The following is a 21,987-nucleotide window of genomic DNA, read 5'->3' on the forward strand; positions in this document are numbered from 1 at the left end:
GTTGATCTTCACTTCGAACCGAACAGGTCCACCTTGAACACGGTCGTGGCGATCACGACCGGCAGCAGGATCACGGCGACCAGCACCAGGCCATAGGCCGAGGCATAGGCCATCAGGCCCGAGTCGATCAGCCGGAAGATCTGGATCGGCAAGGTTTCGCGGCCGCCGGAATAGACGAGCAGCGAGGCCGAGAGTTCGGAAACGGTGGTCGTCCAGGTCAGGATCGCGGCCGAGGCGACGGCGGGCAGCATCATCGGCAGCACCACGCGCAGGAACGTCCTGAACGGCGGCGAGCCGAGGCTGATCGAGGCTTCTTCGATGGAGTTCGGGATGTTGTGCAGGATCGCCTGACCGTTGCGCATGCCGAAGGGCATGCGGCGGATGACATAGGCGAGCACGATGATCGTCGAGGTGCCGGTCAGCGAAAGGAAGCCATCGTTGAAGGAGGCGAGAAGCCCGACGCCGAGAACGGTGCCCGAGAGCGCCAGCGGAATGGCCGAGACATAGTCGATCAGCGGCGTCACCAGGTTCGGTTTCTTGACGACGAGGTAGCTGACCAGCGTGCTGAAGGCGACCGAAATGAGCGTTGCGATGCCGGCGTAGAGGATCGAGTTGACCAACGGACCGGGCGCCGTGATGAAGACGCGGGCCACGTTGTCGAGCGTCCATTCGCCCCAGCGCATGACGGGGCCGCGCGAAACCGTGAAGGCGCCGACGGCAATGGTGACGAGCGGCAAGAGCGAGATGGCAACGACGACGCCGGCCGCAGCGCTGACGAGCACGCCCTGGCCACCCTTCAGCGGCTGGGGCTTGGCGCCCCTGCCCTGCACGATCTCGTAGCGGCCCCCGGCGATGATGCGGCGGTTGACGAAGAGCAGACCCATGACGATCAACACGGAGGTGCTGGCAAGCGTGCTCTGCATGGTGAGGTTGCTTGCCCCCTCCGCCACGGCCGCCTGGTAGATCGCGACCGAGAGCAGCGGCACGTTATGGCCAAGGATGGTCGAGATCGCAAAATTGCCGACGACCATGGTGAAGACAAGCAGCGCCGAGGCAAGGATCGCCGGGCGAATGACCGGCAACATGACATGGAAGCGCGAGCGCACCGGCGCCGTTCCGAGGCTTTGGGCGGCTTCCTCGAGCTGCGCATCGAATTTGCCGATGGCCGCCACCGTACCGATGTAGACATAGGTGTAGTAGATGAAGCTCATCGAGGTGATGAGGCCGAACCAGCCGTAGAAACTCGGAAGGAAGATCCCGTGGCCCTTCAGGAAGCGGGTGATGACGCCGTTGTTACCAAGGATCATCAGCCAGGTCTGCGCCGTCACGACTTCCGGAATGACCAAGGTGATAAGCGGCAGCAGCGTGATCAGCAGCTTGCCGCGGAAACGGAAGCGCGCCGAGACATAGGCAAGGGGCACGCCGATCAGCGTCGAACACAAGGTGACGACGCAGGCGAGCACCAGCGTATTGCCGATGGCCGCTAGGCTGCGCCCATCATGCATGAGCTGGACCCAACCCGAGCCGCCGTCTCCGAAGAAGCTCGCGGTAAAGATGTAAAGCAGCGGATAGACGACGAAGACGCCGAGAAGAGCAAGCGCCAGCGCGGAAAACCAGGGCCAGGGGGAGCGCAGAGCGGACGGGTTCATGACCGGATCACCCTTGCCGCGGCGGGATCGAAGCCGAGGTGGACAGCGGCACCCGGCAGGAAGGCGTCGTGCCCTGCGCCGTGCATTTCGGCATTGAGGACGAGGCCGCCTGCGCATTCGACGCTGTAGCTGGTGCGGGCGCCGAGATATTGCCGGCCACGGATGGTCGCCGGCAACGACTGCAGACCGGCTACCGGTGCTGAAGAAATCTTCAGATCCTCCGGTCGAAGAACGAGGAGGCCGTGCTCGGCGGGGCCTTCCAGCGCGTCGGTTGCCAGCAGGCGGCTGCCGGCGACATCGACCTCGACGCGGCCGGGAGCGGTCGGGCGCACGGCAACTTCGGTGCGGTTCGCCGCTCCGACGAAATCGGCGACGTAGCCGGTGCGCGGCGTCGCATAGATCTGCTGCGGCGTGCCCAGCTGCTCGACCTTGCCCTTGTTCATCACACCGATCAGATCGGACATGGACAGGGCTTCTTCCTGGTCGTGCGTCACGAAGACCGTGGTGATGTTCGCCTCGCGCTGCAATTCGATGATCGTCTCGCGGATCTGGACGCGGAGTTTCGCATCGAGATTGGAAAGCGGCTCGTCCATCAGCAGGACAGTCGGCTTGATGACCAGCGCGCGGGCGAGCGCCACGCGCTGGCGCTGGCCGCCGGAAAGCGCTGCCGGATGGCGCGAAAGCAGATGGCCAAGGCCGACCCGCTCGAGTGCGGCCTTCACCTTGCGCTCGACACCCCCGCCCTTTTCGCCGCGGGCGCGCAGGCCGTAGGCGACGTTGTCGGCCACCGTCTTGTCGGGGAAGAGCGCATAGTCCTGGAACACCATGCCGATCGCGCGCTTGTGGGGCGGGAGTTCGGTGACATCGCGGCCGCCGAAACGGATCTGGCCGCCGCTTGCCGGCGCAAAGCCGGCAATGGTGCGCAGCAGTGTGGTCTTGCCGCAACCGGAGGGGCCGAGCAGCGTGAAGAAGCAGCCTTGCGGAATATCCAGCGACAAGCCGGAAATGACGGTCTCGGCGCCGTATCGCACCGACAGGTTGGAGATCGCTATGCCCATGAGTTCCCTCTTCTTTGTCTTCAGGCTTATGCGTTGGCCGAAACGGCAGAGCCGGATTTCATGTCCTTGACGAGATCGAGCGCCTGGGCGTGCACCCTGGCGTCGCCCGCCCCCAGCAGCTGGCCGGAGCTTTCCAGCGTCAGCGGCGCGCCGGACCAGTCCGTGACGATACCGCCGGCGCCTTCGACGATGGGCCGGAAGGGCGCGAAATCAAAAACCTTCTGGCCCCCGTCGAGCGCCAGATCGGTGCGCCCATCGGCAAGAAGGCCATAGTTGAGGCTCGCCCCGCCATAGACCCGCGCGCTGGTGGCCGCGCGCAGCCGGTCGAGCGCCGGACGTTCGTTCTGTGCCAGATAATCCTGGTTGCTGTTGGTCATGATCGCCTCGGCAAGCGAGGGGCAGGAACGCACGCTGACCTTCTGACCATTGCGCGTCGTGCGCCGGCCTTCAGCGCCGATCCAGCGGGAATCGATTGCCGGAATGTCGATAACGCCGAGATGCGGCACGCCGCCGATGGCAAGCGCGATCAACGTGCCGTAGACCGGCATGCCGGCGATGAAGGCGGTCGTACCGTCGATCGGATCGAGCACCCAGACATGCTCGCTGCCGGGGCGCACCCAGTCGCGCTCCTCGCCGATGATGCCGTGGGAGGGATACCGCGCTGCAATCATGCTGCGCAGCCGGTCCTCGATGAGGATGTCCATGGCCGTCACAAGGCTGCGGTCCGCCTTGACCGAGACGTCGACCCGCGCCAGGCGGTTTTCCCTGAGCACGGCCCGAGCGACATCCGCCAGTTCCACGGCGAATGCCACATGCTTGTCTTCGATGAGGGCGGCGCTGGTCATTCTCTGTTTTACGCTTTCCCGTTTGTCGGCAGCCGCCATCGCTCCCGCAGTGCATGCAGGATGGGCGCCGGCTCTGGCTTCCGACTGATTGAAGAAATTGTTCGGGCCGTCTGCGACCTCTGCGATCTACCTACAGGCAATTTGCGTATGTGGCAATATGTGTTTTTAGTGGCAATATGTGTTTTTATGCGGCGATCCACATGTCACTTGTGGCAATGCGAGGCGTCGCATATCAAGAAGCGGCAAGGGAGGCTTCGCGATGTGGCAAGAAGAGCGTCAGCAGAAAATCCGTTCGCTGCTTGCGGCCTATGGCCAGGTATCGATCGACCGCATCGTCGATGATTTCGGCGTGTCGCGCGAAACGATCCGCCGCGATCTCATGGAAATGGAGATGGCCGGGGAGTTGCGTCGGGTGCGCGGCGGCGCTGTGCCGGTAACGCGGGAAGACACGACCTTCGGCGTGCGCATCTCGCAGCGTTTGCAAGAGAAGCGCGCGATCTGCGCGGCCGCCCTCGCCTTCCTCGAAAGCGGGCAGACCATCTTCATGGATGCGGGCTCGACCAGCTCGACCATGGCCGAGGCACTCGCCGGCCCGAGCGGCCTCAGCAACCTCACCATCCTCACCAATTCCATCGACGTGGCCAGCCAGCTGACGGAACGGGCGGGCGAGCTTTCGCGCGGCACGCGCGTCATCCTGCTCGCTGGAAACGTCAAGCAGGACCCGATGGAGACGTATGGCGAGGCAACCATCAACGACATCCAGCGCTACCGCGCGGACATTGCACTGCTTGCCCCCTGGGGGGTCGACGCCACGATGGGCGCGATGAACTATTTCCTCCATGGCGCCGAGATCGCGCGTGCCATGGTGCGCAACTCCGGCCGCGCGATCATCCTGGCCGACCATTCCAAGGTCGGTGTCGTCAGCCGTTCAGTCTTCTGTGAGACCGGCGAGATGGCCCACCTCATCACCGATGCCAAAGCCCGCCAGAAACCCGGCTTCGAAGCGCTTGCAGCGGCCGTGCCGGGGCTCGTCGTCGCGGGCGAGTAGGCCGTTTTTCATCGCGCGGAACCGGTCATCCCGGTTGCAGGACCGAAAGGGTTTCGCACGAAGCCGTACCCTCTTCACCGTGAGGACATCGTGTTTCGCTCCGTCTCATGCGGGCTTGCGCCCTCGCAGCCGATTGCGCGAACTTCGGGGTGCACGCGATAACCGTGCCAATGCTTCAGGGCATCGATATTGACAGCCGATCACCGACCCGCGCCTCGGCAGCAATGCCAACATTGCCGGATCCAACGCACAACGGTCATGCAACGATTGCGCCAAGGTCGGTCTCCAGGTCGTGGCCACGATCCTCGCACCCTTTTCCGTCGTGCGATCTACCGATGGCAAGATCTTGCATCAGACTTTGGTCTTGCAGGGCGGGCACCTACGTCGAAAACCTCGCGGAACCTAAGTCTGTGTCACGCCTTCCCTGAAAGCCCTACCATACGAGGGCTCGAGATCGACCATTCCGGACAGATCGAGCCAACAGCACGGGCAACCGCACTGAGGAGGGGGCAATGGACTACGGTGTCTTTTTTACCAACGCCCTGGAGGGACTGCGCCAGGAAGGGCGATATCGCGTCTTTGCCGATATCGAGCGCATGGCCGGCGCCTTTCCGCACGCCAGACTCCACGAGGGAGATCGTGTTCGCGAGGTCATGGTCTGGTGTTCCAACGACTACCTCGGGATGGGACAGCACGAAAAAGTCCGAAATGCCATGCACCAGTCGCTGGACCTGTCCGGCGCCGGAGCCGGCGGCACGCGCAACATCGCGGGCACCAACCACGCGCATGTGCTGCTCGAGCGCGAACTGGCCGATCTTCACCACAAGGAAGCAGCACTGCTGTTTACATCCGGCTACGTGTCGAACTGGGCGGCGCTGTCGACGCTTGCAGCCAAGTTGCCGGGATGCGTGGTTCTATCGGATGCTGGCAATCACGCCTCGATGATCGAGGGTATCCGCCATTCGCGCGCCGACTACCGGATCTTCAAGCACAACAGTCCGGAGGATCTCGCCCGCTGTCTGGCCCAAGTCGAGCCGGATCTGCCGAAGCTCGTCGCCTTCGAATCCGTCTACTCGATGGACGGCGATATCGCCCCCATCAAGGAGCTTTGCGACGTTGCCGACCGCTACAAGGCCATGACCTATCTGGATGAAGTCCATGCGGTCGGGCTTTATGGTCGCCGTGGCGCGGGCGTCGCCGAGCGCGACGGCGTCATGGATCGCCTGACGATCGTACAGGGCACGCTTGGAAAGGCGTTCGGCGTAGTCGGGGGCTATATTGCCTCGACGGGACCAGTTGTCGATTTCGTACGCTCCTTCGCCTCCGGCTTCATCTTTACAACCGCACTGCCGCCGATGCTCGCAGCCGGTGCGCTTGCCTCCGTCCGGCATCTGAAGACCAGCCAGGGCGAGCGCAGGGCGCAGCAGGACAGGGTGCGCATGCTGCGCGACAAGCTCGACGCCGCCGGCATCCCGCATATGCACAATCCGAGCCATATCGTTCCGGTCGTCGTCGGCGACGCGGCCAAGTGCCGGGCCGTTTCCGACCGGCTGCTCGATGGCTTCGATATCTACATTCAGCCGATCAACTACCCGACCGTGCCGCGCGGCACAGAGAGGCTGAGGATCACCCCGTCGCCGCTGCACAGTCACGAAGACATCGACTATCTCGTCGACGCGCTCGATGTGGTCTGGTCGGAGCATCACCTCGCCCGCACCCGGCCGATCGGACCGACGATGCCTCGCTGGCGCGTGGCAAACAGGCTGTCTCTGCCCGACCCCGCGCAATGCCAGGGCTGTCGAAAAGTGATGGCATTGATGCCCGCGACGGTGGGCGACGATGTCCCCGTCCACGAGATGCACTCATAGGCGCAAGAGGTGTCGTCATGATCCACAGACGACCGACATGTTTCGATGCATCACCAGCACCCGGAGAACCCGAGGCCGAGCCGGAAACGAAACGCGGGCGGAGGCGAATGGTCGGTTCGGTCGCACTCGTTGCCGTTGCGGCCCTGCTTGCGGCAGCTTACCCGATGGTTGTCGGCAACCTCTTCCCGTCCGCAGGGTCGGCACTGGCGGTCGCCACCTCTGCCCAGGATGCCGTCGTGATGAGTGTATCGGTCGTCAACGCTTCACCCGGCGCCCTCACGACCACAAGCACCGTCTCCGGGTCGATCGTCGCCCGGGAGGATGTGCTTGTGGGGACGGAGAGCGAAGGCGCCGGCATTCTCTCCATCCTGGTCGAGGAAGGCGATACGGTGCAAGAGGGCCAGGTTCTGGCCGTCTTGACATCCGACCTCGACCAGATCGCGCTCGCCATGAACGACGTCGAGATCGAGCGCGCCGATGCCCTTTTGACCCAGAGTGAGAGCAACATAGCCCTTGCGCAAACGAACCTCGATCTCGCCAGCAAGGCCCTGGCTCGCGCCGACCCGCTCTCGAAATCCGGAGTAACGTCGCTCGACGTTCTCGAGCAGCGTCAGGCCGATGTCCTTGTCGCCGAGGCCAAGCGCGCGACCGCGCAACAGGCGAAACGCGTCGCCCTGGCGGAGCGAGCCATAGCGCTGGTCAAGCGTCGTGAACTGACTGCCCATCTCGAGCGAACACGCGTGCGTGCCCCCGCCTCCGGTATCATCGTCGAGCGTTTCGCGCGTGTGGGCGACATCGCCACGGGCAAGACGCCGTTGTTTCGCATCGCCAGGGGCGGACTTTTCGAGCTTGAGGCTCTGGTCCCCATGCGCATGATGGATCGGATCGGACCTGCCACGACGGCGTCGATCTACATCTCGGGCATGGGGCCGCTTGCCGGCACCGTCCGGCATCTATCGCCGCGGATCGAACAATCGACCAGAATGGCGCGCGTCCGCATTGCCCTTCCGCCGACCGCCACGCCCAGGCTCGGCGCTTTTGCGCGGGCGGAAATCCGCACGACGGAGCAGATGCAGATTGTCCTTCCACTCAGCGCCGTCCAGCCCACGGCCGATGGCAGCCAGGTGCAGCTGGTGGCGAACGGAACCGTCGAAACGCGCGCCGTCGTCACCGGTCGCAAGACCGCCGAGGCTGTTCAGATCGTGTCCGGGATATCGGCCGGCGAGCAGGTCGTCTTGCGCGCGGGCGGTCTGGTGCGCGCCGGCATGCGCGTCACGCCGGTTCTGCCCGCCGCCGTCGTCGCTTCCAACCTGTGAGGCATCCGATGGCCATCAACGTCTCGAAATGGTCGATCGAGCGTCCTGCCGTTGGTGTTGCGTTGTTTCTCGTCTTGACGGCGATGGGGTGGCTGTCCTTGACCTCGCTGCCGGTCAACCGCTTCCCGGAAATGGAGTTTCCAGTCGTCACAGTCATGCTGCGCCAGCAGGCGGCATCGCCGAGTGACCTGGAAATGCAGGTGGCGCAAAAGGTCGAAGATGCCTTCGAGGACATCGAAGGGCTTGATCGGCTGGACGCCACGATCGGCGACGGCAGCGTCGTGTTGAATGCAGAATTCGCCGCCCACGTTCCGCCTGAAGTCGCCCTGGATCGGATACAGGCCGCGATGCGGGTGATCCGGAGCCAATTGCCGGTCAATCTCGATGAGCCTTCGATCGAGCTTTCCAACATACGGCGGCTCGCAATCGCCACCTATGCTCTGCGCTCCGACCAGTTGTCGCTGCCGGCGATCTCCCGGCGCGTCGACGACCGCATCCGCCCCGCCCTGGAAAAAGTGCCCGGCGTCGGCAGGATTGCCCGGGTTGGCGGCAGCGAACGGGAGATCAGGGTCTGGCTGCAGCGGGATGAAATGGTCGCCCGTGGCCTGGCGCCACAGGATGTCAGTCGGGCGCTGCGTACGGTCGGCGACAACCGGGCTTCCGGTGCGGTGAAGACCGGCGGTTTCGATGAGCCGATCCGCACCGTGTCGACACCGATGTCGGTCGAGGATCTCGGCACGCTTCCTGTCAGAACCAGTGCCGGATCCAGCGACCGGCTTTCCGACATTGCCAGGATCGAGGATGCCTGGAGCGACCCTTCGAGTTTCGCAACGCTCGATGCCGTTCCGATCGTCGCCCTGACGATCTTTGCCGAAAAGCGGGCCAACGAGGTTGAGACGTTCGAGCAGATAAAATCTGCAGTTCAGAGTCTCGACGATGCCGAAACCATGGTGCAATTCACGCTGCTCGACGAGAACGCCAGCTATATCAGCAACAATTTTACCGGCACGATGCGGACCATGGCCGAGGGCGCGCTGTGCACCATCGCAGTCGTCTTTCTGTTCCTGCGGGATCGTCGCTCGACGCTCATCGCTGCCATCGGTCTGCCGCTGGCCGTGATCCCGACCTTTCTTGCCATGGAAGCGCTCGGCTTCTCTCTCAATCTCGTTTCCCTGTTGGGCTTGACGCTGGCAATAGGCCTTCTGGTCGACGACACCATCGTGGAGATCGAGAACGTGGCGCGTCACCGCGAGATGGGAAAGACGATCTGGCGCGCGGTCATCGATGCGACGGAAGAAATAGGCGGCTCGGTCACCGCGATATCGCTGACCGTTGCCGCGGTTTTCCTGCCGCTTGCGCTGATCGAGGGCTTGCCCGGTCGATATTTTCGGGAATTCGGACTGACCGTTGCCGTCGCGACGCTTCTGTCGCTGCTGGTCGCACGCGTGATCACGCCGTTGCTGGCAGTGGCGCTGTTGAAGCCCGAGCCAGCCGGCAAGCCCAGCAAATCCGGAAGTAGCCATGGTTTTTACACGCGACTGCTTCGGCTATCGATCGGCCGGCAGACAGTGTCGCTCGGCGGGCGAAGCCTCCGCCTCGACATGACCCTCGTGACGGTAACGCTCGGCCTGCTTTCCGTCGTGGTGCCTTTCCTGACGGTGCTGCCGACCTTGCCACGCGGGTTCATTCCGACGGAAGACGGGACCCGCCTGGCTTTCGCAATCGACATGGCCGACGGCGCCAGCGCCTCGTCGATGATGCAGAAATCCGTCGAGATTGCGCGCTCCCTGAAGAAGGACCCGGATGTCCAGCACATCTACGCCTACCGCGGCGACCTCAATTTCGGTCCGCCGAACCAGCAGTCCTTCACCGTTCAATTGATGCTGACGGCGCCGGGCGAACGCAGCCGGACACGCCAGCAGGTCGCCGCCGATGTCACCAGACAACTGGCAGCAATTGCGGATATCCGCAGCAGCGAACTGGGGTTGACCGGCAGCCGCCAATTCGCACTCACTCTTCTCAGCGATGACCCCGGCCGCCTGGAACTGGCAAGCGACAGCCTGTCGTCGGCGATGGCACAGATGCCTGAGTTCCGAACCGTGATGTCTCTGCGCCCCGCCCTTCGCAGCGAGCTGCAGATCGTCCCCGACCGGGATCTCGTTTCCGAACTCGGTATCAGTCTCGACGCGCTATCGGATGCCGTGCGCGTGGCCACTGTCGGAGATATCAGTCGCGAGCTTGCCCACATCGATCTGCAGGGCCGTCGGGTCCCGGTAAGGGTACAGGTGGAGGCTGGCGATGAGGTCGATATTTCGCTGATCGAAGGCATGCCACTGAGGACGGCCGATGGAAACGTCGTGCCGCTGGCGGCAATCGCCGAAGTCGTGGCAGGTTCCGGCCCGGCCGAGATCATAAGGCGCGACGGGGTGCGGCGCATCGATATCACCGCCGATCTCCACGGGGCAGTCACATCAGGCGCCGCCCTGTCGGCGGTGATGACGTGGATTGCAGCCAACCCCTTGCCGGACGGCGTCAGCCTGCAGCCCGCAGGCGAGACCCAGTCGATGCAGGACTTCTTTTCAAGCTTCTCCCGCGCAATTCTGCTGGCACTTGCCGCCGTGTTCGCGATCCTGCTGATCCTCTTCGGCAACCCGTTCCAACCGCTGACGATCCTGTTGTCGCTGCCTCTGGCCCTGTCCGGCGGCATCCTGGCACTCGCTTTCACCGGAAACGCCGTGACAATGCCGGTTCTGATCGGCGCACTGATGTTGATGGGCATCGTCGCCAAGAATGCGATCCTGATCGTCGACCTCTCTGGCCAGCTGATCAAGCAGGGTCACGCCCCCCGCGAGGCCGTGGTCACCGCCGCAGAACAGCGGGCACGGCCGGTGATCATGACCACCGCGGCGATGATCGCCGGCATGGTTCCCGTGTCCCTTGGTCTTGGCGATGGCGGAGCCTTCCGCGCACCGATGGCGATTGTCGTCATCGGCGGGCTGCTCGCCTCCACCGCCCTTTCGCTGCTTTTCGTGCCGGCATTGTTCCTGCGCGTTCACGCGCTGCAGGTCCTGTGCGCGAGGCTTGTCGGCGCCACGCCGCGCACGTCCGCAACACAGCCGCACGGTTGACGTCTCGTCCTCACACCTCCACGCGCGCCCGGCAGACGACCGCGTGCATTCCTTCATCCGCTCGGGAACCCGGAAGGCTCAGGGCCGTTAGTTGGGATCGACAAAACGAGGACAGGGATATGGGCTTCGATCAACTCGTTCCGGCGCCGGATCTCGCAGCTAAGGGCAAGTCGCCTTTTCCCGGCGAAACGGCGGAATATAGAAAAGCGCGGCAGGCCCTGCTGCGCGAAGAAATCGAGTTCCGACGGCAAATGACGCGGCTGGTCGAGCTGCGGCGGTCTCTGCCGGATGGGCCGGTGATCGAAAAGGATTACCGCTTCAAGGATGCCAACGGCAACGAAGTCGGCCTGGTCGAACTCTTCGGCGACAAGCAGACGCTTGTCACCTATTTCTGGATGTACGGGCCAGAGCGCGCCCGTCCCTGCCCGATGTGCACGAACTGGCTCGGTGCGGTGAACGGCAACGCCGCCGACATCAAGCAGCGGGTGGCGCTGAAGATCCTCGGCCGCAGCCCGGTCGAACGCCAACTGGCATTCGCGCAGGAACGAGGTTGGCGAGACCTCGATTTTGTCCAGACCGTCGGCGACGGCTATGCCCGTGATCTCGGCCTCATCAATGCGGATGGAAGCGAAAACCCGGCACTTGGCGTCTTCAAACGTGATGGCGAGACCGTCAGGCTTTTCTGGGCCAGCGAGATAACGATGGAGATGGCCGACCCAGGCCAGGACCCGAGGGATGCACCTGACATCGCGTCGCTTTGGTCGATCCTGGACCTGACGCCGGAAGGCCGTGGCACGGACTGGTATCCCAAGCTCAGCTACTGACGGCCATCATCCCGTCGCCAATGGATGTCGTGGACGGGCCGCGACGCTGGCGGCGCGCGTTCGGGAGACGAATAATGGCGTTAGCATCGGCAAGATCTTCAAATCCGCAAGATTTGCCGGTGCATCTTGTGCAAATCTCTTCGTGGTTTGGAGAGCCGTGGGGACAACGATGCGCAAGGCACTGACGCAGGCGAGCTACGATGCACGGATGAACAGGGTCATCGATCATGTCTATGCGCATCTGGAAGAGGACATCTCCTTCGACGAACTGGCCGACGTCGCCTGCCTCTCCCCCTATCACTGGAGCCGGATCTACTCGGCCATGCGCGGCGAGACCATCGCGGCGACCATTCGCAGGCTCCGGCTGCAGCGCGCTGCCGACCGGCTGGCCAATTCGGATGTCGATATCGCCACCGTTGCCGATCGCGCCGGATATGGTTCAACCGACACATTCGGGCGCGCGTTCAGGGAAACCTTTGGCACGACGCCCGCCGCCTATCGGCATAATGGTCCGCATGCCGCCTTCAGGGCGGCCAATGCTTCTGGGGACACAAACGGCTTTCCGGTGAGCGTCGTTACCCTGCCCGAGCGACGGTGTGCGTCGATCGACCATCGGGGCTCCTACATGGAAATCGACCGGGCGATGGCGCGGCTCTTTGGCGAACTTGCGGCCCGTGCGGCATTGCCGGACCGACCGGAGATGATCGGGGTATTCTTCAGCGATCCCGAGCTCGGTCCTGAAGAGGACTTGCGCTCTCGCGCCAGCATGCCGGTTGCCGGTCCAATCACGTTCGCCCCGCCAATGACCGAAACGGTCCTGCGTGGAGGCTCCTACGCAAAGCTGAGCTACACCGGTCCCTATGCGGCAATGCGCGGCGCCTATCGCTGGTTCCTCGGCGTATGGCTGCCCGGATCAGGCCATGAGCCGGACGATGCGCCGGTCTTCGAAGCCTATCTCGACGATCCACGCATGGTGCCCCAGAGCGAATTGCGGACCGACATCCATCTGCCGCTGAAAAGCACGCCATTACGATCCCACCCGTTCCATCTGCTGTCGCCGAGGTGCTTTCGCAACATGCGGCGACTGTACGGACGCGCCTCCTCGAGGTTCGCGATCTCATCTATATCGTTGCCGCCGAGACGCAAGGCGTAGGACCGCTGACGGAAACGCTGAAATGGGGCGAGCCTGCCTATCTGACGCAGGCAAGCAAAAGCGGAACGACGATCCGGTTGGGCGTCGTCAAATCCGCGCCTGGACAAGGCGCTGTGTTCTTCAACTGCAAGACCACGCTTGTCGAAAACTTCCGCGTTCACTTCGGCAACAGTTTTGTCTTCGAGGGCAACCGCGCCCTCTTGTTGCCGACCACAGGCGATCTGCCGACAGAACCGCTATCGCTCTGCCTGCGGGCGGCTCTGACCTATCACCGCCGCACGGCGGGGAGCGATGCAACGTCGCGCCCGCCGCCCGCGGCCCTGCTCAGACGATGAAGCGGATGGCACGCTGGATTTCGAAGAAGTCACTGGCCTCGAAGCGCAGCGTGCGGGCAGCGACATGCTCGACGCCGGGGTACCAGCTACCGCGATAGGCCTCGATCGGTGTCGTGTATTCGACGACCAGCTCGAACCGGTCGGCAAGTTTCGGCAGGCAGGTCTTCAGATCGCTCGAAAGCGCCTTCTCCACGCCCTCGCGAATGGCGGCAACCGCAGCCTTTGGCGTCAGCGACCGGGTCGCCGGACCAAAACCCTCACTGGTGGCAACGGTGCCGATACCTGAAGCGATCGCCTTGGCCTCGGCGCACATGCCGGCGTCACCAGAAAGAAACGCCGACGGCACGCCGTAGCGCGCAGCACATAGCGCGTTCAGGGTGAATTCCGACGCCACTTCGCCATTGATCAGGAGCCGCGAGACCGTGCCGGTCAGCGTGTGGGCGAGCGGGTTGGTATCGGTGCCGGCCTTGTTGTGATAGCCGGTGTAGAGCGCTGCCGAAAAGCTCTTGTCGATGCCGAACATCATCAGATCGGGGTGGCCGCTCCAGCCCCTGACGATGCTGACATAGGCCGGCAGTTTCGACAGGATCAGGTTGCGAGCGGTCGAATGCGCGTCCTTGACCACGATCTCCTTGGCACCGGCAGCCTTTGCGCCTTCGCAGGCGGCCACCAGCTCGTCGGTCATGTATTCGCGGAATTCCTCGTATTCCGGATGGCCCTTCTTGGCCTCGTCCCAGGCGGTGATCCCCGCCGTGCCCTCGATATCAGCGCTGATGAAAACCTTCATGATCGTTCTCTCATCTCTCAAAGAAGCTCGGCCATCGACTGCAGCAGCAGATCGATCTGAGCCGGGGAATGTTCGGAAAACACCGCGAGCCGCAGGCTCGGCACATCGGGCGCATCGGAATAGCCGCCCGCCTGCTGCACCCGGACGATGATGTCGCGTTCGGCGAGACGGTCGCGCAGGTGTTCCAGATCGGTCACGCCCTTGACGGTGACGATCGGCACCGGCGTGTCGGCGACCTCGAAGCCGAGCGCCCTGAGGCCACTGCGTACATGCTTGATGTTGCGGGTGAGGTTGGCGCGCTTTTCCGGTGTCGTTTGCAGCACCCGCAACGATGCGGCGGCGGCCGCAGCAAGGCCGGGCGGTGCCGGCGAGGCGCCGCGCATGATCATCGCGTTGCGGGCAATTTTTTCGGCAAGGGCGGCATCGCCAGGAACGACGCCACCGAGCGCGCCAAACGCCTTACTCAAGGTGCCGGCGAGATAGTTTCCCTCGCCTTCGAGCCCGGCATGCTGCAACGAGCCGCGGCCGGTCGCGCCGAGAACGCCGACACCATGGGAATCGTCGATGCAGAGAAGTGCCCCTTCATAGGGCGCCATCGCCTGGCGATAGTCGACAAGCGGCGCGAGCTTGCCCGAGGACGGGAAGACGCCATCGGTCAGAACGGCCGGCCGCTCGCCCGGTTTCACATGCTGTGACAGCTGTGCTGCGAGATCCTCCGGGTCGGCATGGCGAAACTCGTGGATCCGTTTGCCGAGCGTCGGGATCGCATCGCGGGTGCTGTAATGCGTGGCGGAATCCATCAGGATGACGTCGAAATCGTCGCGCAGCCCCTGCAGCAGCACCATCGGGCTGGTGTAGCCGGAGATCATGTAGACGACCTCCTCCGTGCCGAACCAGTCGCGCAGCCGCTCCTGCAGGTCGGCATAGACCTGCATATGGGCGAGCGTGCCCGGCCCCATGCCGTACTGCCGCGTGGCGTCGCAGGCCGCCTCGATCACCTCGGGGTGGCCGTGCAGGCAGAAATAGGACGTGCCGCAATAGTAGTCGACCTCGCGCCCGCCGATGAACATGCGGGCGCCGAGGGGTGACTCCATCCTGATCGGAGCGGCCATGGTCCGGCTCACGCCGCTGCCGCCTGGGAGGGGCTCCGCCGCTCCAGGAACATCGGCCCGACGCGGATGCCGCGCTTGCCGTTGTCATCGACGGCATCGAGCTCGAGGATCTCGTCTTCATAAAGCCGCCCATGCATGCGGAAACGCCCTTCCTCGACCGGCTCGCAGGTATGGGTGCAGAAGTATTCGATCAGGCACTTCAACCCGCCATGGCTGTAGGTCAGGTAGGTGATGTTGAAATCCGGACCGTATTCACCGAGATGCGGCGCGATCGCGTCGGGCACGGTCTCGTCATCGGGCGCATCGATGCGGGTCCAGGTCGCGTCCTTCCAGACGAGCTTGCCGGCGTCGGGGAAGGCGAGGTTCATATGGGCATAGTCTGCGCCGCGTCCGTAAATGCGGCCATCGATGACGAAGTCGTTGCCGGCGACCGGCCGGATCTGGTGCGGCACGCCCTCGCCCATCAGGTAGATCTTGCCGTCCTTCGACTTGACCTCGACGATCTCCTGCGTGGCGTCGTCGCGGTAGTAGCCGGGCAGCGCCTTGAATTGCGCCTCTGAGATCTCCGGCGGACGCTGGGTGCGCTCCGGCATATTGCCCATCTTGCGCTCGGCAAGAACGATGCGCACGCCGTCGACGCCGAGCCGAGAGGCGATCTGGTTGGCGAAGTCGAGTGTCGCGAAGATCAGCACACCGACGCCGGCGGCCGGCAGAAGCATCATCTGCGAGGCGTAGCCGTAGACCGCGCCACCGTGACCGACAGAGGTCCAGCCGTCGACTTCGCCGGCGCCGAAGCACAGGCCATAACCGTTAAGCGTCTTGTCGTGGCCGCCCGGACGCTTGCCGAACGGCGTCCACATTTCGCGCAGCGACGCCGGCGAGATGATGGAATTGCCCTCAGCATCAAAGCCGCCACGCAGCAGGCATTGGGCGTAGCGCGCCATGTCGCCGGTGGTGGAGAAAATGTTGCCGGCCGGCGACCCGCCGAGGCTGAACACCGGCGCCGGCGTGTCGCCATCGAGCGTCCACATGTCGGCAGGCGCAAGCCGCTCGCGAATGCCGGGCGCCATGCCGCAGGACGAGCCGTCCATGCCGAGCGGCTTCAGGATGTTGGCGGCGACATAGTCGGAATAACTCTGGCCGGTGACCGTCTCGATCACCCGGCCGACGACGGCGATGCCGGCATTGGAATAGTGCATTATCCCGAGGCTCGGATCCTGCTTCAGAACAGAGCTTGCCAGCTCGTTGACCGTATCTTCGAGCGGCGGCCGGGTGGCGTCGAGATAGTGGCCGCTCTTCGGTTCGCGCACGAGACCCGCCGTATGGGTCATCAGCTTGCGCAGGCTGATCACCGAGCCGTAAGGCCCACCCTCGGCGCCGGCGAACGGGTTCTCCGGCTTGAAGCCGGGCAGATAGGTCGAGACATCGACATCGATATCGACAAGGCCCTTCTCGACCAGCTGCATGATCGCCAGCGACGTGAAGGTCTTGGTGATCGAGCCGATGCGGAAGCAGGTGTCCTTGCCCATGGCGAAATGGCGATCGTGACGCTGGACATGGCCTTCGGCAAGTACGCCGTCGCGGTCGACGAGGGCGTAGGAGATCGAGGGGATCGCCTTGTCTTCAACCTCATGGCGGATGAGATCCTCGAAAAGCTCGATCGAGGCGGCAGACAGAGAGGACATCGGAAATGCTCCTTGAACCTTAATGCGGAGTGGGGGTCTTAAAGGGATTGGATCTCAATGGGCGTGGCGGGGGTCGAGCATGTCGCGCAACGCATCACCCACAAGGTTCCACGACAACACGAAAAGGAAGACGGCAGCGCCCGGGAAGGCCAGCGTGTACCAGAACTGGAAGGGATTGCCGGGCTGGCCGACGATCCAGTTGCGCGAATAGGCGATGAACTGGCCCCAGTCGGCATAGCCCTCTTCGGTGCCGACACCGAGGAAGCTGAGCGCCGAGGCCGACAGCACCATCGAGCCTGTCGCCATCGTCGCCAGCACGAGCACCGGGAACATGGCGTTGGGCAGGATATGCAGCACGATCAGCCGGAGATCGCTGGCGCCGTAGCTGCGGGCGGCATGGATATAGTCCATCTCGCGGATCCTCAGGATCTCGCTTCGAACGATACGGGCATAACTCATCCACCCGAATGTCGTGAGCGCAATGGTGATCGGCACGATGCCCTTGCCGAGCAGCGCCGTCAGCACCATCGCCGCAATCAGGAACGGCACCGCCATGAAGACATCGACGATGCGCATCAGCACTTCCTCGATGACACCGCCGTAGTAGGCGGCAACGGCGCCGACGACCGTGCCGATCAAGACCGAGATCGCCACAACCCCCAGCCCGATCTTGAACGCAGTGCGCGTGCCCCAGACGACGCCGTAGAAGATGTCGTACTGGCCCTGCGTGGTGCCGAAAACGGCTTCGGGCGAAGGCGGCTGCGGCGTTGCCAGGAAGCCGGCACGCGGCGTGTCGTAGGGTGAAAGCTGGAAGCTTTGCGGTGGCGCCAGGACGGGTGCGAAGACGGCGATCAGCACGAAGGCGAGGAGGATCACGACGCCGAACAGCGAGACCGGATTTCTTGCGAGGTAACGAAGAAACTTCATTGCGTCTTCACCCTCGGATCGAGCAATGGATAGATGAGGTCGACGATCAGGTTCATGACCACCAGAACGACCGCGAAATAGAGGCCGAAGCCAAGGACAGCCGGGAAGTCGAGATTGGCAGCGGTCTTGGCGGCGAACTGGCCGAGCCCGGCATAATCGAAGATGGTCTCGGTGATGACGACGCCGCCCATCATGACAGCCAGCTCCATGCCGGCGATGGTCGCAAGCGGCAGAAGCGCGTTGCGCCGGGCATGACGCAGCTCGACCACGCGGCGCGGCAGACCCTTGGCGCGGGCGGTGCGAACATAATCCTGGCGCAGCGTTTCCAGCATCGAGGTGCGCATCACCCGCGTCATGCTGGCGACGTTGACATAGGTCAGCGTGATGACGGGTGCCGCGAGATGGCGAAGCGCATCGCCGAAGATCGCCAGATTGCCGTTGAGCAGCGCGTCGATGGTGTTGGCGCCGGTGTAGCGGACGAAGTCGCTGGAGCTGACCACGGTCTGCGCCCACTGGCTGAGCCGGCCGGGCGGGAACCAGTCGAGCGCCGAATAGAAGATCAGCAGCATCAAGAGGCCGAAGACGTAGACCGGGAACGACCAGCCGAGAATGGTGAAGATACGGATGACGTGGTCGGGCCAGCGGTTAAGATAGATGCCGGCGCGCGAGCCGAGGAAGACGGCGAGCAGCAGGCAGGGGACGAACGCCAGCACCACCAGTTCCAGCGTTGCTGGAAACAGCGACATCAACGCCGTCGACACTGGCTGGCGGGCCGTCTCCGACCAGCCGAGATTGCCGGTCAGGATACCGCCGATCCAGCGACCGTACTGGATATAGAAGGGATCGTTCAGCCCGTACTGCTCGATCATCCGGCGGATGCTTTCCTGGCCGCCCTTGAGATAGTCAGGCGACGGCGCATAGGCCGCCAGCCTCTGGGTCGGCGAAAGCGACATCTGCAGCGCGAAGATCATCAACGACAGGGCGAAGAGAACGATCGGCAGCATCATCAGTCGTCTGAGTGCATAGTTCAGCACGGTTCACACGTTCCGATTTCAGGGAAAATGAAGAAAAGGCATGTCGAGCGGATTCTCGCCCGACATGCCGATCGCCAATCAGTCGTTGGCCTTGGTCACCGGGTAGAAGTCCCAGGCGCCGTAGAGGATCATGTTGTCGACATAACCATCGATGTTGCTGCGGGTGACGACGTAGCCGAAGTCTTCCCAGAGGAACTGGGTCGTGGCGTATTCGTAGGACATTTCCTGCAGCTTGGCGTAGATCGGTTCGCGCACCGCTGGATCGACCGAGGCCCAGGCTTCGTCGAGCAACGGCTTGAACTTCTCCGCCATCAGGTCGCGGTAGCCCTGGCCGACCATGCCGCCGACGAGGCCCGTGGGCGAGAGGTAGTAGCTGGCGGCACCGAGCGGACCGCCCGGGTCAGAATAGTCAGGACCCCAGCCCATCACCGTCAAGGGTGCTGCTGGCTTTTCGCGGTTGTTGAGCTTGTCCGAAACGGAGGCCCATGGCAGCGCCTGGATCTGCATCTTGAACTTGGGATTGATGCGCGACAGGCCCTGCTGCAGCGCCGAGAGTGCCGCGGTCAGCTGCGGGTTGCCTTCGGTCACATAGGCGGTGAAGGCAAAGCCGGTATCCCAGAGCTTGCCGTCGAACGCCTTCTTGAAGTGTTCCTCGGCCTTGGCGGGATCGTAGCTGTACACAGGCGAATCCGGGCGATAGCCCATGATGCCGCGCACTGTCGGCCCGCGCGACTGCACTGTCTTGTTGAGCAGCACCTGGGTCAGCAGCGCATCGTAGTTCTGGGCATAGTTGAAGCCCTTGCGCACGTCGATGTCGGCAAAAAAGTCCGGCGGAATGCCGGCACCGTCAAGCTTGCCGCTGCCGATGGCTGGATTGTCGTTGTCGTCGAGCGGCCAGGCAAAGAAGACGCCGCGCGAAAACACCTTCTGCAGGCCGTCGATGACCTTGACGCCCTCGGTCTTGCTGAGCTCGTCGATGAACTCGACCGGTGCCGTGACGAAATCGGCGTCGCCGGACAGAAGCTGCAGACGCCGCGTCGTCCATTCGGGAACGGTGCGCATGACCACGCGCTCGAGCTTGGCGGGACCCATGAAATAGTTGTCGAAGCGCTTCAGCGTGATGCGCCGATCGGTGCGGTCCCATTCCTCGAGCATGAAGGGCCCGGTGCCGTTTTCTTCGGCAAACAGCGGATTGGCGCCGAGTTCCGGACGGTAGTGGGCCTTCCAGGTGTCACCCGAGCCATCCCAGCCGCCAACCGAGGCGACCCATTCCTTGTCGAGGACCGAGGTGCCGAAAGGCAGCGCGATCACGCCGAGCGTGGCCGGAAACGACTTCGGCAGTTTCAGCGTGAGATTGTCGCCATCGACGACGATCTGCGAGGCGAGCTGGTCGTAGACCTTGCGCAGGACCTCGGGGCTGGCATCATTGATGGATTTGACTTCGCCTTCGGTCTCGACCCACTTGGCGATATCGGTGTATTTGCCGGCGGTGATCACCTCGGTGATCGCATTCGACATCCACGACTGGCCCTGGAGAATGGCGCGCAGCAGCGAATAGCGCACGTCTTCGGGCGTGATCTGGCCGTAACCCGGCTCGATCGTTGCCTTCTGGGCGTCGGTCAGCTTGTCGTAGTATTCCCAGGTGACCTTGCCGTCGGCGCCCTTGACGCCGACCTTGTGGGCGAAAACGCCCTTACGGATCGGGAACGTATAGCTCACCGAGCCATCGTCGGCCTGCTTGATCAGGCCGTTTTCGAGCGAGGGCACCTCGGTCGAAAGCGACGGCACGAACTCGGAGATCTTCGAGCCGTTGAAGTTCAGCAACCGGCTGTAGATGTTGAGTGAGCCGTAGGAGCTCGGCGTGTTGGCGATATAGGCCGGATCGAACGACTGGATGTCATCGGTCCACATGAAGACGAAGGTGCCGGGGTTCTTGGTCTCGGCCATAGCGGGCGCAGCCGCGATGCCGAGCCCCAGGCAGAGGGCTAGGGCTAAGGTGCGTTTCATCGTTGTTCCCATTTGGTGGAGGCGGAAGTTTTCTTCTCGTTACAGGGGAGGCTAGAAGAGCGCTTGCGGGTCTGTCCAATGTGTAGTTAGGATAGACTATGCAAAACACGCATGAGGGCCGGCATGGAACTGCAATGGCTTGAAGATTTCCTGGAAATTGCCGCCACTCGGAATTTCTCGACGGCGGCGACGGCGCGCAACATCTCCCAACCGGCCTTCAGCCGGCGGATCAAATCGCTGGAGAACTGGATCGGCGCGGATCTCATAGACCGCAGCACCTATCCCGTGCAGCTGACGCGGGCAGGCACGATGTTCCTGCCGGGCTGCCAGCGGCTCGTGCGCGAAGCCTACCGCCTGCGCACCGACTGCCGCAATGTCGCCGGAGAAAGCTCGGCCATGCTGACCTTCACCTCGCTGCATACGCTGGCGATGTATTTCTTTCCGAAATGGATCGGCTCGCCGCTGATCTCGCGTATGCCGCTTCGCACCAGCATGCATGCGGCCGACTTTCTTGAGAGCATCGATCACCTGTGTTCCGGCCAGTGCGACTTCGCCATCACCTATGTGCATCCTGATGGACCGCCGGTGCTGGAGGGCGGCCCGTTCGAATCCCTGCAGATTGGCAAGGATCGGCTCATCCTCGTCTCGGGAACCGACGACAGCGGCCGGCCGCTGTTCGACATCGACGTACCCGAAACCACAGAAATTCCGTATCTCGCTTACTCGTGGAGCGACGGCTATATCGGCAAGCTGGCGACGCTGATCCAATCGCGTTGGCGGCGCCCGCTGAACCTCAGCACCGTTTACCAGTCAGGCCTTGCCGACGGCCTGAAGCACATGGCCGTTGCCGGTCGTGGTGTCGCCTGGCTGCCGCAGATCTGCGTGGCGGAAGCGATGCGGCAAGGGCGCCTTGCCCAGATCGGCGGCCAGCAGATGTCGCTGGAGCTGGAGATCCGGATCTTCCGGCGCGCCGGCTCCGGCAGCCATGACAGCGACGCCCTGTGGCAGCATCTCAGGCAATGTACCGCCCTGCCACAATATCAGAGCGGTTTCGAAGCAAGCACCGACGCGGCCTGAGGTATCGAACCATCCGAAAATTGCGGGCGCGGTGCGATATGCGAAGACAGGCGATACAATGCGCAATGCGCATAGTTTTGCTTGCCACAATCGTGACACATTGATTTCACTCGCTTTTGCGGCACGACGGAGCG

The 21,987-nt window shown here is 63.4% G+C and carries 17 protein-coding genes; 8 read left to right on the plus strand and 9 right to left on the minus strand.

The genetic code is table 11. The annotated features are described in order from the left end of the window. Positions 1–8: 8 nt before the first annotated feature. The 3 genes from BLJAPNOD_RS20995 to BLJAPNOD_RS21005 are packed head-to-tail and all read right to left on the minus strand — an operon-like array spanning position 9 to position 3,552. Positions 9–1,649 carry an iron ABC transporter permease gene (locus tag BLJAPNOD_RS20995; RefSeq protein WP_077504668.1) on the minus strand — a complete coding sequence of 547 codons (1,641 nt, stop codon included), beginning with the start codon at positions 1,647–1,649 and terminating at the stop codon, positions 9–11. Next, positions 1,646–2,707: an ABC transporter ATP-binding protein gene (locus BLJAPNOD_RS21000; protein ID WP_077504667.1), complete on the minus strand. Its 1,062-nt coding sequence runs from the start codon at positions 2,705–2,707 to the stop codon at positions 1,646–1,648. The genes BLJAPNOD_RS20995 and BLJAPNOD_RS21000 overlap by 4 nt, the downstream gene beginning before the upstream one ends. A 26-nt stretch (positions 2,708–2,733) precedes the next feature. After that, positions 2,734–3,552, minus strand: coding sequence for an inositol monophosphatase family protein (locus tag BLJAPNOD_RS21005; protein ID WP_115421025.1), 819 nt, complete (start codon positions 3,550–3,552; stop codon positions 2,734–2,736). Positions 3,553–3,811: 259 nt separating this feature from the next. Between BLJAPNOD_RS21005 and BLJAPNOD_RS21010 the strand changes: the two genes are divergently transcribed. The 7 genes from BLJAPNOD_RS21010 to BLJAPNOD_RS36035 all read left to right on the plus strand — a co-directional run bounded on the left by BLJAPNOD_RS21010 (position 3,812) and on the right by BLJAPNOD_RS36035 (position 13,224). Then, positions 3,812–4,600, plus strand: coding sequence for a DeoR/GlpR family DNA-binding transcription regulator (locus BLJAPNOD_RS21010; protein ID WP_077504665.1), 789 nt, complete (start codon positions 3,812–3,814; stop codon positions 4,598–4,600). Positions 4,601–5,112: 512 nt separating this feature from the next. Further along, complete coding sequence (gene hemA / locus BLJAPNOD_RS21015; protein WP_115421026.1) at positions 5,113–6,468, plus strand: 5-aminolevulinate synthase; 1,356 nt, start codon at positions 5,113–5,115, stop codon at positions 6,466–6,468. A 107-nt stretch (positions 6,469–6,575) separates the two neighbouring features. Beyond that, positions 6,576–7,784, plus strand: coding sequence for an efflux RND transporter periplasmic adaptor subunit (locus BLJAPNOD_RS21020; protein ID WP_244610985.1), 1,209 nt, complete (start codon positions 6,576–6,578; stop codon positions 7,782–7,784). An 8-nt stretch (positions 7,785–7,792) separates the two neighbouring features. Continuing rightward, positions 7,793–10,912 carry an efflux RND transporter permease subunit gene (locus tag BLJAPNOD_RS21025; protein ID WP_115421028.1) on the plus strand — a complete coding sequence of 1,040 codons (3,120 nt, stop codon included), beginning with the start codon at positions 7,793–7,795 and terminating at the stop codon, positions 10,910–10,912. 119 nt (positions 10,913–11,031) lie between these two features. Next, positions 11,032–11,736 carry a DUF899 family protein gene (locus tag BLJAPNOD_RS21030; protein WP_115421029.1) on the plus strand — a complete coding sequence of 235 codons (705 nt, stop codon included), beginning with the start codon at positions 11,032–11,034 and terminating at the stop codon, positions 11,734–11,736. Positions 11,737–11,905: 169 nt separating this feature from the next. Beyond that, positions 11,906–12,889: an AraC family transcriptional regulator gene (locus BLJAPNOD_RS21035; RefSeq protein ID WP_244610986.1), complete on the plus strand. Its 984-nt coding sequence runs from the start codon at positions 11,906–11,908 to the stop codon at positions 12,887–12,889. A gap of 113 nt (positions 12,890–13,002) precedes the next feature. Beyond that, positions 13,003–13,224, plus strand: coding sequence for a hypothetical protein (locus BLJAPNOD_RS36035; protein WP_244610987.1), 222 nt, complete (start codon positions 13,003–13,005; stop codon positions 13,222–13,224). On the opposite strand, the gene BLJAPNOD_RS21045 is transcribed toward BLJAPNOD_RS36035, so the two are convergent. From BLJAPNOD_RS21045 to BLJAPNOD_RS21070, 6 genes are all read right to left on the minus strand, one after another. After that, entirely contained in the window at positions 13,214–14,011 is a 798-nt protein-coding gene (locus BLJAPNOD_RS21045; RefSeq protein ID WP_115421031.1) for a M55 family metallopeptidase, read from the minus strand. The genes BLJAPNOD_RS36035 and BLJAPNOD_RS21045 overlap by 11 nt on opposite strands. Before the next feature lie 17 nt (positions 14,012–14,028). Further along, the gene (locus BLJAPNOD_RS21050; protein WP_244610988.1) at positions 14,029–15,135 is read right to left on the minus strand and encodes a pyridoxal phosphate-dependent aminotransferase family protein; all 1,107 of its coding nucleotides are present in this window, start codon (positions 15,133–15,135) and stop codon (positions 14,029–14,031) included. Then, positions 15,132–16,808 (minus strand): serine hydrolase, encoded by a 1,677-nt coding sequence (locus tag BLJAPNOD_RS21055; protein ID WP_115421033.1) that lies wholly within the window; start codon positions 16,806–16,808, stop codon positions 15,132–15,134. The genes BLJAPNOD_RS21050 and BLJAPNOD_RS21055 overlap by 4 nt, the downstream gene beginning before the upstream one ends. 54 nt (positions 16,809–16,862) lie before the next feature. Beyond that, the gene (locus BLJAPNOD_RS21060; protein WP_077504655.1) at positions 16,863–17,735 is read right to left on the minus strand and encodes an ABC transporter permease; all 873 of its coding nucleotides are present in this window, start codon (positions 17,733–17,735) and stop codon (positions 16,863–16,865) included. Then, positions 17,732–18,769: an ABC transporter permease gene (locus tag BLJAPNOD_RS21065; RefSeq protein WP_244610989.1), complete on the minus strand. Its 1,038-nt coding sequence runs from the start codon at positions 18,767–18,769 to the stop codon at positions 17,732–17,734. The genes BLJAPNOD_RS21060 and BLJAPNOD_RS21065 overlap by 4 nt, the downstream gene beginning before the upstream one ends. A 78-nt stretch (positions 18,770–18,847) precedes the next feature. Next, positions 18,848–20,776 carry an ABC transporter substrate-binding protein gene (locus BLJAPNOD_RS21070; RefSeq protein ID WP_115421034.1) on the minus strand — a complete coding sequence of 643 codons (1,929 nt, stop codon included), beginning with the start codon at positions 20,774–20,776 and terminating at the stop codon, positions 18,848–18,850. A gap of 123 nt (positions 20,777–20,899) precedes the next feature. On the opposite strand from BLJAPNOD_RS21070, the gene BLJAPNOD_RS21075 reads away from it, so the two are divergent. Continuing rightward, positions 20,900–21,853 carry a LysR family transcriptional regulator gene (locus tag BLJAPNOD_RS21075; protein WP_077504707.1) on the plus strand — a complete coding sequence of 318 codons (954 nt, stop codon included), beginning with the start codon at positions 20,900–20,902 and terminating at the stop codon, positions 21,851–21,853. The last annotated feature ends 134 nt before the right edge of the window (positions 21,854–21,987 follow it).

Source organism: Ensifer sp. M14 (assembly GCF_003355565.1).
Classification (GTDB): domain Bacteria; phylum Pseudomonadota; class Alphaproteobacteria; order Rhizobiales; family Rhizobiaceae; genus Ensifer.